This is a genomic window from Paenalcaligenes sp. DL 463 (assembly GCF_057475185.1).
Genome location: NZ_JBYBKX010000001.1, coordinates 550001 through 564058 on the forward strand (window position 1 = coordinate 550001; position 14058 = coordinate 564058).

The window sequence follows — 14058 nt, forward strand, 5'->3', positions numbered from 1 at the left end:
GGCGCTATTGATCTAAGGTAGCGCCGCCGTCGACTCGTAAGTCGTGCATGGTGACGTGGTTGGCTTGGTCAGACAACAGAAAAATCACGGTTTGTGCAATGTCATCGGGTGTGGCGATTTTTTGTAAAGGGATGCCCAAGCGGTATTGAGCAAGAGAGCCTTGAATGACGGTCTCTTTAGAGCTACCTTGTTCCCACATGGCGCGTTGCATGGCGGTGTCCGTCGAACCCGGCGATACAATGTTCACGCGTATTCCGTACGGGGCTAGCTCAAGCCCTAAGCATCGTGATAATTGCGTGACAGCAGCTTTGGAGGCGGCGTAGGCGGCCATGCCGGAACGCGGTGCGGTGGCCGCATTTGAGCTGATGTTCACGATGGCACCTTTTCTTTGCGCAATCATGTGTTTAGACACGACATGGCACAGGTTGAATACCCCCGTGGTATTGGTAGCGAAGGTATTGGCCCACTGCTCAGGGTTTAACTCAACGACCGAACCCATTTGTAAGCGTCCTGCGCCGCACACCAACTTATCGATGCGGCCAAACTGCTGTAATGCCGTATTGATGGCGTGTTCAACGGCGTTAAGGTCACTTACATCGGCTTGTAAGGCTAACAGTTGTGCGCCGTATTGGGTTGAGAGCTCGTCCAGTGCCGACACGTCCAGATCCATGGCTGCGACTTGGGCACCTAGGGCGAGTAATTGCTGTGTAATGGCAAATGCGATACCGCTGCCTGCACCGGTAACCACAACGGTGTTTTGTTTAAAATCGGCGCTCATGACGTATGGGCTCCTGAGTTAGAAAGTTGAGCTTCGAGCTCGTTTCTGTTTAGGCTGACGCCGCAACGCTGTGACACATAGCGCACGGCCATGGCGTGATCCTCTGCACTAAAATCAGCCACGGCATCCTGCACTAAAAATGCCTGAATATCGTTCATGAACGCGACCAGAGCGGTCGTCATGCACCCAATATGGGCGTAGATTCCCGTAACAATAAGCTGATCTCGGCCCCACGCTTTCATCTGCTCTTCTAACGGTGCTCGGAAGAAGGCACTGTAACGCCATTTGGTTTGTACGATATCGTTTTCGTTGGCTGCTAATTCAGGGATGACAGCTTGCTCGGCGAGGGCGTTGGGGTCGCTTAAGCCGGGGCCCCAGAAGTCGGTTAGCAATCCGCGGTTTTCAGGGGATTGCTCGGTGGGTTGCGCGGTGTAAACAACAGGTATGCCTGCCGCCGCGCAGGTGGCCTTAATGGCTTGAATATTAGCAACGAGCGTGGGGATAGGCTCTGCATTAACATCAAATTTATTCAAAAAGAAGTGCTGCATATCGTGTATTAACAATACGGCACGAGAGGGCTCAAGTTGCCAGTTCACACGATTGGCGACGGGCCCTGTGGGCATGGGGTAAGAAGGTAGGGTAGGGATACTCATTGTTGAATTCCGTGTTCGATTAATTGGGGATCTATAGCCAAAGCATTGAGCATGGTGCGCAGTTTATTTCCAGTCTCTAAGCGCTCGCTTTGAGGTTGTGAGGCTGAGACGATGCCCGCTCCGGCGTAAAGTTTTATTTGTTGTTTTTCATACTGGCCGCAACGAATCGCTACCGCCCATTCGCCATCGCCATTGGCGTCACACCAACCGGCCGCGCCAGCAAAGTATTCGCGATTAAAAGGCTCTGTGTTTTCGATCAGCGTACGAGCCGCTAAGGTGGGCGAACCGCACACGGCTGGTGTTGGGTGCATGGCTAGCGCTAACTCTAACGAGCAAGCATAGGGCGCCTTTAAGCGGCCTCGTATGGGGGTGGATAGGTGCCAGAGGGTCGCTGTTTTAACTAAAGAGGGACCATCGGGTACATGAAGCTCTGAGCAGAAAGGGCGTAACGCGTTGACGACCATATTGATCACAATGGCGTGTTCGTGGCGGTCTTTTTGGGACGCGAGCAGTCTTTGGCCGATGCGCTCGTCTTCAATCGGGTCGATGGCACGGGCGGCTGTGCCGGCCAGTGGGTTAACACTTACCTCATGGTTTTCGCGGCGCACTAGTAGTTCGGGGCTGGCACCAAAAAAGCAGGCATTGTCATCGTGCTCATCTTCTAGGTTGATACCAAAGCTATACCCCTTGGGGTTCAAGCGGATCAGGTTCTCAAGTAGCTGACGTCGCTGCAATGCGGCTTTCAGTTGCACTTTCATGGTGCGTGCTAACACGATTTTATTAAGCGGCTTATCGTCCAGCGCTGGTAGTGTTTGTTCAACAAGCTGTTCGAACTCACGCGCTGAGGGGTGAGGCGCCAAGGTAGCTTGCGTGTAGGCGGTAGGTGGGGGTGTGGTAGTAGAAAGATGCAGCGAGTGGTAAGTGCTTACCGAGTCGGGGACAAAGAGATAAGCGGGCTTATTGGTGTTAAAGGGTAAAACACCCAGATAAAGCTCGGGTAGTTGTTCGGCTTTCGCGCTCTTTAATAACTGCTTAGCCTTAGCGGGTAGCTGTCCATCGGCATTCGAGGCGCGCAGCAATAAGCGTTGCCCCTGAGCCATAATCGACCGTGTGGGTGACGTGAAGGCACTGCTACGAGCGGTGTAGGCTTTTAGCCATTCGCTCAACGCAGGGCCCGGAGCGCTAATAGCGTGTGAGGGTGCAGAAATTTCAGGCATAGATAGCATGGTGTTGACAAGAGTTTCAGAGTGGCCTGCCCCAATGCTATCGAGGCAGGCCTAAGGCGTTATTTACGCTGGATATGGGTTAATAAATCGTCAGTTGACGGTTCAGCATTAAGGGCTTTGTGCACCAGATATAGGTTTCCTTTGCCGTCTGTGCTGAGGTGGTTGGGTTGTTTGCCCGCTTGAAGGTTAGCGACAAGCTCACCCTTTAGATTGATCACGGCAATGTCACCAGATGCTCTGCTAGCCACGTAGGCGTGTTGTGTGCTTTGGTCCCAAATTACGTTGAGCGGGCCAGCGCCAACGCTGACGTTATGCAGCGTTTTGCCTGTTTTTAGATCGACAAGCAGTACGTTATCGCTGCGCTGAGACGCGACAAAAAGCACGTTCTTCTTAGGCGCCACGGCCACACCACTTGCACCGCGAGCCAGAGGTAGCGTTATCACTTGTTCTTGCTCTTGTTTCTTAAGATCAATGACAAACGCTTCGTTAGTATTGATGCTAACGGTGTAGAGCTTGGCGTTGTCGCTGTCTAGGGCAAGGCTCATTGGGCTAGGGGTTTCGCGTCCCGCTGAACGTAATTGAATGGAAGGTAATGGCTCTAGTGTCTGGGTATCAAAAACAGCAATTTCACCTGTGCCCACGGGCGAGGCGTACGCACGATTGGCTTTGCTGTCGATGATGACGTCTCGTGCATGTGTTACCGCACCGTGTTCGAACTGTTTAACCAAGCTGAGGTCGTCTTGTTGATAAACCGCGACGGTGTTTGTGCGGGTGTTGGTAACCCAAATGGTATCGTTCGCATCGTCAACGGCAATGCCGTATACCGCTTGAACCTGTCCATCATCTCGCTTTGAGTCAAGCGATGGGGTAACGCGGGCTTCAATACTCAGATCCGTTGGTACAACTTTTAAAATTTCGGATTGGGTAACAGGTGGACGTCCTACTGAAGAACTTAAGTAGAGACGGTTGTGTTTAGGGCTGTAAGCACTTTGGTATAAACCACGAGTGATAGGCGCTGAGTGGGTTTCAAATTGTTCGGCACCCATATGGGCGAGATCCGGCGAGATCTTTAATTCAAAAACCGAGGCCGATGAGGGGTTAACGGTTTGCACAACAATAGGGTGCAATCCAGTGACGGCATCAGCAGGGATGGATGCACTTTGCTTAAAATCCCCTTTTTCATCGGCTTTGATGGTGTCGTTATCAACGATTGACGTGCCGCTGCGTAGTAATTGAATTTCTTGACCAGGACGGAAACCGCGACCTTGAAGCTGCGCCTCACCGCCAGGTAACACGATGCCTTGGCTTGATACGCTGCCCTTAAATTCAAGTTCAGGTTGATCAAAAACAGGGCTAGCGACAGCACTTACACCACCGAAACCGAGTAATAACGCGGCGAGCAATGGGGTGGTGCGTTGTAATAGCTTTGAACTACGAATGCAAAAAGTATTGATTTGCATTACTGCTCCTTAGGAAAACAAAATCTCAGTAAATAGCCGAGAAAGGGAGGTTGAATAAATGGCAGAGCTGTTTTAGCGAGGCGTGTTGCAGAATGCGCCGCTACGTGTGGCCGTTTACCGTTTTTAACGCGTTATGGCGACTGGCAAACAACCCTGCTGAAAGCGTACAGGCGCAACCGCCTACGAAAAGGGCGAGGGATGGGCTAAACCATTTCGCCATGCTGCCCATTTGTAGGTTTCCAGCAGCAGTGCCGATAGAGGATTGGGTCATCCAAAGTGCAGACATACGGCCTAAAAGATGATCGGGAGTATGGCGTTGTACCAGTGTCATGCGCAACATTTTTGATAGGGTGTCAGCCGAACCCATGATGGCTAAAGCGATCATGGATGGATACAGGTGAGTGCTTTGAGAGAGCGCGATGATGGCAAGCCCCCAAACGAGTACGGCCCCAATAATAGTGATGCCTGGGCGCTTTAAAGAGCGTATCCATCCACTACTCAGTGCCGTTAATGCGGCCCCGATGGCGGGTGCAGCGTATAAGGCACCGGTGACGCTTGCCCCTTGTCCAAGTACCACGTCGCCCCACTCGGGTAGCAAAGCCAGAGGGGTCGCAAAAACCACAGCGACAAGGTCGATCAGCAGCAAATTACGCAGCAGCGGCGTGCGCAGCATGTAATGAAAGCCTTCAGCAAAGGCATGGATTGCTGAACTGGGTTTGCCATCGCCGCCCCGTGGAGGGAGGGCCGGTAAAGCAGACAATAAAAACGGGGTGGTTAAGACGCCCACCAGCACGATGCTATAGCACATGACCAACCCACTGGGGCTAGCAATCAGAGCCCCCGCTAGAAGTGGGCCAAGTACACCGCCCAGTTGCATGGACAACCCGGAAAGTGCCGCGGCCGAGGCCAAGTGCTGTTTTCCTACTAGGGCTGGGGTGGCAGACATCATGGCTGGAATACTGATCCCGCTTGCGGCCCCTCCGATCATGGCCGCGATATAAATCAAAGCGATCGAAGGTGTAGACAGCAGCGTATTAATGAGAAACAGCAAGACGCTAAGCACGTAAACACTTCGGGACCACATCATTAGCTTACGTCGATCGATGCGATCAGAAAGCACACCGCCAATTAGCAGCGCGATGACCATGGGAACCGCCATGCTGACACTTAACAGTGCGACGGCGACGCTGGACTGACTTAATTCGTAGAGCTGAATGCTGGCAGCGACCAGCATCATGCCGGTAACCAGCACGGAAGCCGTACGCGCCGCGTAAGCGTAGCGAAAGGCGCGGCTTTCGCGCAAAGGGCTGATATCAATGATAAAACGACTTAAGGACATGCTACGGCCTGATGCTGTGTTTGCGCTGAGCGCAGTCGAGGGTGAAGAACGCGTAAGATATGTTGCATCGCGTCGCTGTTGGTAAGGTGGGCGTGAAGGGATGGCACGTCGTGGATGTCGAGCGAAGCGACCCACGGTGCCCACATCACTGGGCGCAGATTGTCCTCTTGGTGATCCAGTGCGGCTCGAAAATACAGTATTTCATGATTCAAAAAACTGTGATGGTGTTCGCGTACGACGTGATTGTTAAGTTCGACTGAGCGGAAAACACCTTGTAATTGTTCGTTGCTGAGCTCACCTAAAGCGTGGCCACTGCGCCGTAGAAATCCGATAACGCCGCTTTCGTCGAGGCTGACATCCGGCAAACTGTCGGGGTCGTAGCCCGCGATGTACAGCAACGCTTTATAACGATCCTCAGGCTCGGGGGCGGCGCGGTCGCGCCAGACGTCACTGGGGTAGGCATCAAGCATTGTTAAGGTGCCCAGCGTTAGCCCACGTTCAGCGAGTATTTGTGCAACCTCATGCACCATAATGCCCCCTACCGACCAACCCAATAAGTGATAAGGACCGGTGGCTTGCAGTGCTTGGATTTGATTGGCGTAGTCAGTTGCCATCTCTGCCAGCGTTGCAGGGTGCGGAAGGTGTGTATGCAAACTACGCGACTGCAGCCCGTAAACGGGTCTCTCCCCCTCAAGATTGCGTGCTAAAAAGCCATAGCACCAACCTAAGCCACCCGCTGGGGGTAGGCAGAACAAGGCGGGTTCGGGCGTTGTGTTAAGGGCGGACCGAAGCACCAATAACGGGTTAAAGCCCGCCGTGTTGGCCATCGATGGGGTATGGGTGGCGTGATCGAGATATGACGCTAAGCGCTCTACGCTTGGGTTCTCGAAAATGGCGCCCAAACTTAAGCCTAAGCCTGTGCTTTCGCGTAATTGGCTGATGGCTTGTGCAGCAAGTAAAGAATGCCCCCCTAGTGCAAAAAAATCGTCATTGGCGTAGGGTGGGTTATCCAGATTCAGTAGTGTTTGATAAAGCGCAGCCACTCGATGTTGGGTGTCCCCCTCTAAAGTTTTACCGGCTTGCACGCCGCGTTCGGGTGCAGGTAAGGCCTTGCGATCAAGTTTGCCATTGGCGTTCAGGGGCAGCGCGTCCAGCCACACGATAGCGCTGGGTATCATTGCGTCAGGAAGTCGCGTGTGTGCGTAGGCCAGTACCGTTTCGCTATGTGGATTGTGGTCTGGCTTGGCCACCAAATACGCTGCAATATAGAGTTCACTCGGTTGATCTTCGCGTGCAATGACCACGACCTCTTGAACTGCGGGGTAATTAGCAAGGCAAGATTCGATTTCGCCTAACTCAATGCGTTGTCCACGCAATTTAATTTGATGGTCGGCGCGTCCGAGATAAATAATGGCGCCATCATCGCGCCAACGAGCGATGTCGCCCGTGTTGTAGAGACGGATGTCTGGATCGGCACTGAAAGGGCTTTGTATAAATTGTTGTGCGGTTAAATCCGTACGGCCCAAATAACCTTCGGCCAGTTGTTGCCCGCCGATGTATAACGTGCCCGCCGTATTGGGCGGAACCGGACGTAGGTAGTCGTCCAAAATATACAATTGCGTATTCCAAACCGGCTTGCCAATGGGCACAGGGTCACTAATGGCATCCTCAGCAATAGGCCAAAAACTGACGTCCACGGCGGCTTCCGTTGGCCCATAAAGGTTGTGCAGTTGTCCGCGAATCTGGGAATAGAAACGTTTGCACAGCGCAGCGCTTAAGGCTTCTCCACTACAAAACACATAATCAATAGACAAGCCTTGACTACGTGGTTCACTTAGAAACACGTTAAGCATAGAGGGCACAAAGTGCACCACAGAGATGCGCTCGGCTTCTATGAGTTCCAGCAACGCATAAGGGTCTTTGTGTTGCTCGGGTTCGGCAATCACCAGTGGGGCACCGCACAGCATGGGTAAAAATAATTCCCATAATGACACGTCAAAGGTGTAGGGTGTTTTTTGAAGAAAACGTGCCGTGTGGTCAAGTTGATAGTGCGTTTTCATCCATATCAAGCGGTTCACAATGGCACGGTGACTGACCACGACTCCTTTAGGGTCGCCGGTAGACCCAGAGGTATACAGCACATAGGCAGGGTCTGACGGGGCGGGAGGACGAATGGTCTGCGTTGATGCAGGCACGTCAATAAGGTCGCGCACCGTAACGGCGTTCGATGTGGCTTGCTGGTTGGATGTAATCACCACTTTAGGAGTGGCAATGCTTAGAATGCGTTGCGTTCGTTCGGTCGCTTGGCTGGGGTCCAAGGGAAGGTAGGCGGCACCTGCTGCTAAAATGCCGTGCAGGCACAACACCATATCGCTGCTACGCTCAAGCATGACCGCAACCAAATCGCCACGTTTTACGCCCATCGCTGCAAGACGGTTGGCGATATTCGTGACGTGGGCAGCGAATTGCTTGTAGGTGGTCTGCTCGCCTTTGAACACCAAAGCGGTGTGATCAGCGAATTCAAGACATTGCTGGGCGACGAGTTCATTAAGCGTTGAGGAAGGAATAGGGTGCTGGGTTAGATTTTGCTCGCCTACCCAATACGCCTGTTCGTCTGGTGTGAGTGAGGGCACGACCTGCAGTGAAGGTGCTGCTAAGGCTTGCTCTAAAAAATGCAGCAGTCGTTTTAAATGGGCATCAATGTCGTTTTGTCGATAAAGCTTAGGGTTCGCTTCGAGCTCTATGCGTAATCCACTGGCATCGGGTGCCGACCTAAGGTTGATATTGATGTCTTCAACAGGCCCAGCGCACAGCACGCGCTGCTTCGCTTCTACGCCTTCAAGTTCGTATGGGGCGTCGAAAGGCAGAATGTTGACGAGGGGCCCGTGCAAGCGTCGCATGCCTTGAAGCAAACCTAAATCACGACGTAGCTGTTCGCTACGGTAACGGCCGTGTCGGCGTGCCTGCCGTATGCTTTTTGCACTGTCTTTTAAAAAATCTTTGATGCTGGCACGTTCATCAATGTGCAGCACTAAAGGCGCGATATTCATGACGGTAGCAACAGCCCGTGCACTGATGTTTCCAAGACGTCCCATCCACGGCATACCCAACACCACTTGCGACTGACGCGTATGACGCTGCAGATAGGCCGCACACAGAGCGGTCAATATGTCGGGCCAACTGCACTCATACTGTTCTTGTGCGGCGAGTAATAGCCCTAATGTCCGCTGTTGAACGGGGGCGTGAGCGTACAGGCAGGAGTGTGCTGTGAGGGCGGCGCTGGCGCTAAGGCTGGCCACCTCTTCGGCGCCGTCTAGCTGTTGCAACCAGTACGATTGGTTTTGCGCGCGTACTTCACTGCTGCGATAGCGCTCATCGTCTGCAATAACGTCGATAAACGAGGTCAGTGGCTTGGCGTGGTCTTCGTGACCCTTGCGCCAGATTTCGTATAACTGTGTCGCTCGGTTTTCAATCAGCGCCATCCCATAGCCATCCGCTGCCAAATGATGGACGCGTTGGTACCATTGGCAATGTGTGTCGCTAATGCGATAAAGCCTCTGCGAGGCCAAGGGCGTTTGTGTCGGGTCAATAGCCGTCAGGTAATCGGCCTGCATGGCCTGTGCGCTGACCGCTAAGGCATCAGCATGATGACGTAAGTCAATGACTTCTAAGCTCGGGCAATACGATGGGTCTAGGTATTGCCGCGGGCCATCTGCCGTGTCAATCAGACGCAAGGACAACGCATCGGCCTCACGTAGCGTTTGATTAATGGCCTTAACCAGCAACGAAAGCTCAACTTGCCCCATAAAGTCGGTGCAATGAGCGGTATTAAAAATAGGATTCAAGGGGTCTAGGCGCTGTGCATACCATAAGCCTTCTTGTGCTTCGGTTAACAAGAAGGTTTGCTGGGTGTGCGCGGCAGAATCCGATACGTGGTGATCGTTGCTAAACATGATGAAAATAACGCGGCAGTAAAGGAATCAGTGGTGCTTAATGATCGAGGGAGGCATTCACGATTGCCCACCAGTGTTCGAGGGACGCGTTTTCTGCCATTTCAGCAAATTCAATTTTTGCGCCAGCTTCGCGCCAACGTGACGCTAAGGTCATGGCGCGCATGGAGTCCAAGCCCAGATCCATCAAGTTGTCGTTATTGAGGATATCAGAGGGGTCTTCGTGCAGCATCGCTGCAATATCGGCGCGCATGCGCTCGAGAGTGAGTGGGGTGGTCATAATGAGTCTGTGGATTGAGTCAATTGGGCTTGAAGTTGTGCACGCAGCATTTTGCGGCTGATTTTGCCAGCGGCAGTTTCACTAAAGGCGGTAACAAATACGATCTGATCAGGGACTTTAAAGTCGGCAATACCGCGCTCACGCACCCATTTTTTCAGTTCGCTAGCACGTGGTTTTTCACCCTTGGGGATCACAAAGGCGCAACTGCGTTCGCCAAGGTAGTCATCGGGTACCGAAACGACGGCGGCATCAAAAACCTGAGGGTGAGACAGCAAATGGTCTTCAATTTCCTCAGCGGAAATTTTTTCTCCCGCTCGGTTAATGTGATCGCCGGCTCGACCTTGAACAATGAGGTAACCGTTTTCCGTGACTTTGACGATATCGCCGGTGCGGTAATAGCCCTCGCTGGTAAACGAGCGTTGGTTTGCCTGATCGTTATTGTGATAGGCGCGAATGGTGTAGGGGCCTCGGGTGAATAGATGGCCGGTTTCACCTTGGGCAACGGGCACGTCGTTATCATCGACCACACGAATTTCGTCGTCTGGGCTGATAGGGCGTCCTTGCGTTTCGATGATGGTTTCAAGGTCGTCATCAAGACGTGTGTAATTCACCAACCCTTCAGCCATGCCGAATACTTGTTGTAGCGTGACGTTTAAGATGGGTTTTACGCGTCGGGCGACTTCAGGAATAAGCTTCGCACCGCCGACCTGTAGCACTTTTAATGAGGAAAGCGAATGCGGGCTTTTGGGGGCGGCTTCTAACCACAATAACAACAGCGGTGGGACGAGACTAGAAACGTTCACTTTTTCTGCTTCGATTAGCGAAAAGCATGCCTCTGGACTGGGGGATTCGCTAAGCACAACACGTCCACCGGCGTATAAAGTGCCAAAAAATCCGGGTGAACTCATGGGAAAGTTATGGGCAATCGGTAAAGCGCCGAGGAAAACACTGTTGGCATCTAGGCCGCAAATGTCCGCACTTTCTCGTAGCGTGTAGAGGTAATCATCGTGGGTACGTGGTATCAGTTTGGAAAGACCAGTGCTACCACCTGAAATTTGCACGAAAGCGACGTCTTGCGGGTTGGGCACAGAGGCCTCAATGGAAACCGGCTCGGTGCTTTCTTGCAAGGCGTCGAATGAAATGAACTCTTGAGCATCGCCCACCACAAACACACTTTTTACAGTAGGACACCGAGTTTGAAGCTCGCGAGCTAAACCACGGTAATCGAATCCGGCATGAGTATCTGCACACAGGTAGCCGTCTGCTTCGCCGGTTTTCGCAAAGTGCTCAATTTCGGTAATACGATGAGCGGGTAGCGCATAGATAGGAAGGATGCCCGCCCGAAAAAAACCAAAGGCCGCGCTAATAAATTCAGGAATATTAGGTAGCTGAATGATGATTCGGTCGCCGGGTTTAAAGCCAGCTTGTTGCAACCTTAGGGCGATCGTAGAGGCGCGGTGATCAAGCTCTTGGTAGGTCCAGCGCTTATTTCCGCCCACAATCGCAATGCGATCTGGATGCGCTTGGGCGCGCTCTCGCAGCAGCTCACCAAAGGTTTCACCTTTCCAATAACCCGCTTGTTGATACCGGCTAACAAACTCAGCAGGCCACTCTTGATGAATAGGAATATTTTTCGTCATGATAATGAGAACTATTACATATATAACGGCATTTGTCAGTTTTACAGTGCTAGCAGTTGCGCCAAACCGAGCGTGTGAGACTGAACCGTAGGGGTCGTGCCTTCGCAGGCGATTGCACAGGCGTAGCGCTTTGGGCTGTCAATTAAGGCGTATTGATAAGACGCAAGCTCTAATTCGCTTGGAGCCGACTTGACGGGTGCATAACGCCGACTTGGCGGGTGTAAGGTGATCAGCGTAGGGTCGACGCGCAAGCCGATCCCTTTTGCCTTAAGTAAGGCCTCTTTGCAGACCCAGGCTTGATAGAACGTGGCAAGGCTATGGCTCACCCAGGGCTCATTTTTAAAGTAATGTGCCGCGAGCGTTTTGACTTCCACATCACGCTGGTATTCGATGTCTATGCCCACAGGGGACGAGGCAAAGGCAATAGCGATTTGCTGTCCTGAGTGCGAAAGGTTGAAATGCCATGGTTCGTGTTCAGCCTGCTGCGCAATAAAGGGTTTGCCTAACGAATCATGGCGAACAGAGGCTGGCTTCGTGGCAGAGGGGTTGTGTGCTCGCCATAACTTATAAAGCGTAGCGTAAGCTAACTGACGTATTTGTTGATCGGCTTGACGTTTTAATGAGCGCACCCGTACCCAATCGGCTGCATGCAAGCAGGCGAAATAGGAGGCCTCCAATTGCTGAAATAATGAGGCGTTTAGGTGATAAACGTGTGCGAAACTCATGAACCGTTAAGAGACTAAAAATGATAATCGTTCTCATTTTAAAACTCTTTCTGACGAAAAGCCATGCTTGTCACTGAGATTTACGCTGTGTGAACACGGCAATGCTGTGCAGGGCGGCCGCGCTCAGCATAGGGCCATGCTGTTGAGACTTAAAGATACTCAAGTCAGTGTGTAGTCGAGCCTTACCGCGCAGGCTTTGCATGAGCTCATCAATCAAAATTCGTGTGGGTGAGCCATTACGCCGTTCTTCCCCTGACTGGGCCGGTTTGGCATGCCATTGCTCATTTTCGCCCACCATCAGGTGCAGATGATTGGGACGAGCAAATGCGGCTGGCTGGCTGAGTTGAAGCAGTAAGGGCCAGTGCCACCACAGGGCGGGGCTTGCCGCATAAAAATGGTTAAAGACTGAAGGTTGCTGGCAAAATAGCTGATAAAGGCAATAGAGTCCGCCATAGGAATGACCAAATAACCCCATCTTGTTGGGGGCCACAGCCAAGGCTTCGCTAAGCAGAGGGCACACGGTGTGATGCAGAAAGCGAGAGAAGTCATCGGCACCGCCGCAGCGCCAATTTTCTACGCGGGGGTCTATCTGATGGGGGCCTGGTGCGTTAGGGGTATAGTCAAAAGCACGACGAGCAGCGGTCTCAGCATGATCAAGGCCATAGCCTAAGCTAGCAATGTGTATGTGCTGAGGCCCTTTTGTGCGTTGCAACGCTTCGATGTCGGATTGCAGCCAATCACCATCTAACATCAATAATAATGGGGCAGGCTCGGGCGTGGACGCGGGCCAGTAGCGCAGAAGGTGCACTTGTCCGGCCGCATCAGACACAAATTGTGTTTTCATGTGGGCATTCTGGTGGCTAAGGGCTTAGTCCTTTTCGATTGACACCATGTAGGTACCTTCTAAGGGCACAGTGAGAAAACGCTCGTTGATTTCAGCTAAGGTGTCGCTGGCCGATACATCGCTGAACGGTTCTGGGTGTATCCACGAAGCAAGGGCTTCAATAAAGATGACGTGTAAGGGCGAGTCGTTAAACGCATGCCAGATTCCGTGAGCATTACCCGATTTCATGGCAGGAAGCGAGCCGAGTCGATTGGCCGAAATAATATGCGCTAAGCTGCTTTGCGCTTCGGCATGCGTGACGTGCGTACCAATACGTAAGCCATCGTTGGTGCGTTTGCCGGCGCCGGTACCGGTCGCAATATAAACCGTCGGTTCGCTGCTATAGATGTATTCGAAGTTAAGGCGGCCCGTGACGGTTTTCAGCACATCGTTAGCAATGTTGTGTCCGCCAGCATAACTGATCATATCGTTGAAAGTGCCCGTGCCTGGCGAATTGCAGCAGTCAGTGCTTCCTGCATGAGCGTGCACAAAAACGGGAGGGCGTTTTTCAGGGGCAATGGCGGCTAAGCGTTCAGACACGCGCTGCATGTGTGACTCGTAAAGCTCAATAAACGCTTCTGTGCGCGAGGTTTGACCGACTGCGCTTCCCAGCGCGCGTAAGCTTGGCACCGTGTTGTTAAGGGGGTCGATGAAGAAGTCGATAATAATGACCGGAACGCCCGCCGCGTCAAAATGACGTAATAGCACTGATTCGTCAGGTGATTGGCCTTTAGCGATTCCAGCAAAGCTTGCCGTCAGCACGATAAGATCCGGTCGTTGAGCAAGGGCTTGCTCGACGGAGAAACTCTCTGCCGTATGCCGTGCCACCGTGGGCACTTCGGCAATCTCAGGAAAACGGTCGAGATAGTTTTGGTATTCGTTTGAGAAAGAGGTGCGAAACTCGTCAGACCAACCCGCCAAGATACTAACGGGCTCGGGGTGCAGTAAGGCTAAAACAGGTAAATGGCGGGCTTGTGCCAACACCACGCGCTCTGCGGGTTGTTCAAGTTCTACCGTTCGGCCCAACGCGTCGACGACGGTGATGGGTTGGGCTGCAGCGCCGAAAGCGACCAAGCTTAATGCCGCCGTGCACAGTAAAGATAACAGAGTGTTTTTCATCGTTA

The 14058-nt window shown here is 52.6% G+C and carries 11 protein-coding genes; all 11 read right to left on the reverse strand.

The features are described from left to right. Positions 1 to 4 precede the first annotated feature (4 nt). The 11 genes from dhbA to AC2UZI_RS02605 all read right to left on the reverse strand — a co-directional run bounded on the left by dhbA (position 5) and on the right by AC2UZI_RS02605 (position 14053). The gene (gene dhbA, locus AC2UZI_RS02555) at positions 5 to 778 is read right to left on the reverse strand and encodes a 2,3-dihydro-2,3-dihydroxybenzoate dehydrogenase (protein ID WP_486942259.1); all 774 of its coding nucleotides are present in this window, start codon (positions 776 to 778) and stop codon (positions 5 to 7) included. Next, entirely contained in the window at positions 775 to 1431 is a 657-nt protein-coding gene (locus AC2UZI_RS02560; RefSeq protein ID WP_486942260.1) for an isochorismatase family protein, read from the reverse strand. Before AC2UZI_RS02560 ends, dhbA begins: the two co-directional genes overlap by 4 nt. Continuing rightward, the gene (locus AC2UZI_RS02565) at positions 1428 to 2648 is read right to left on the reverse strand and encodes an isochorismate synthase (protein WP_486942261.1); all 1221 of its coding nucleotides are present in this window, start codon (positions 2646 to 2648) and stop codon (positions 1428 to 1430) included. The genes AC2UZI_RS02560 and AC2UZI_RS02565 overlap by 4 nt, the downstream gene beginning before the upstream one ends. Positions 2649 to 2716: 68 nt before the next feature. Further along, positions 2717 to 4117: a YncE family protein gene (locus AC2UZI_RS02570; protein WP_486942262.1), complete on the reverse strand. Its 1401-nt coding sequence runs from the start codon at positions 4115 to 4117 to the stop codon at positions 2717 to 2719. 100 nt (positions 4118 to 4217) lie between these two features. Then, the gene (gene entS / locus AC2UZI_RS02575; protein ID WP_486942263.1) at positions 4218 to 5456 is read right to left on the reverse strand and encodes an enterobactin transporter EntS; all 1239 of its coding nucleotides are present in this window, start codon (positions 5454 to 5456) and stop codon (positions 4218 to 4220) included. Beyond that, the gene (locus AC2UZI_RS02580; RefSeq protein ID WP_486942264.1) at positions 5447 to 9409 is read right to left on the reverse strand and encodes a non-ribosomal peptide synthetase; all 3963 of its coding nucleotides are present in this window, start codon (positions 9407 to 9409) and stop codon (positions 5447 to 5449) included. Before AC2UZI_RS02580 ends, entS begins: the two co-directional genes overlap by 10 nt. A 37-nt stretch (positions 9410 to 9446) precedes the next feature. Next, positions 9447 to 9686: a phosphopantetheine-binding protein gene (locus tag AC2UZI_RS02585; protein ID WP_486942265.1), complete on the reverse strand. Its 240-nt coding sequence runs from the start codon at positions 9684 to 9686 to the stop codon at positions 9447 to 9449. Further along, on the reverse strand, positions 9683 to 11326 hold the full coding sequence (locus AC2UZI_RS02590; RefSeq protein WP_486942266.1) for a (2,3-dihydroxybenzoyl)adenylate synthase: 1644 nt from the start codon (positions 11324 to 11326) through the stop codon (positions 9683 to 9685). The genes AC2UZI_RS02585 and AC2UZI_RS02590 overlap by 4 nt, the downstream gene beginning before the upstream one ends. 41 nt (positions 11327 to 11367) lie before the next feature. Further along, entirely contained in the window at positions 11368 to 12051 is a 684-nt protein-coding gene (locus tag AC2UZI_RS02595; RefSeq protein WP_486942267.1) for a 4'-phosphopantetheinyl transferase family protein, read from the reverse strand. 70 nt (positions 12052 to 12121) lie between these two features. Next, on the reverse strand, positions 12122 to 12895 hold the full coding sequence (locus tag AC2UZI_RS02600) for an alpha/beta hydrolase (RefSeq protein ID WP_486942268.1): 774 nt from the start codon (positions 12893 to 12895) through the stop codon (positions 12122 to 12124). Positions 12896 to 12919: 24 nt separating this feature from the next. Then, on the reverse strand, positions 12920 to 14053 hold the full coding sequence (locus AC2UZI_RS02605; RefSeq protein ID WP_486942269.1) for an ABC transporter substrate-binding protein: 1134 nt from the start codon (positions 14051 to 14053) through the stop codon (positions 12920 to 12922). Between the last annotated feature and the right edge of the window lie 5 nt (positions 14054 to 14058).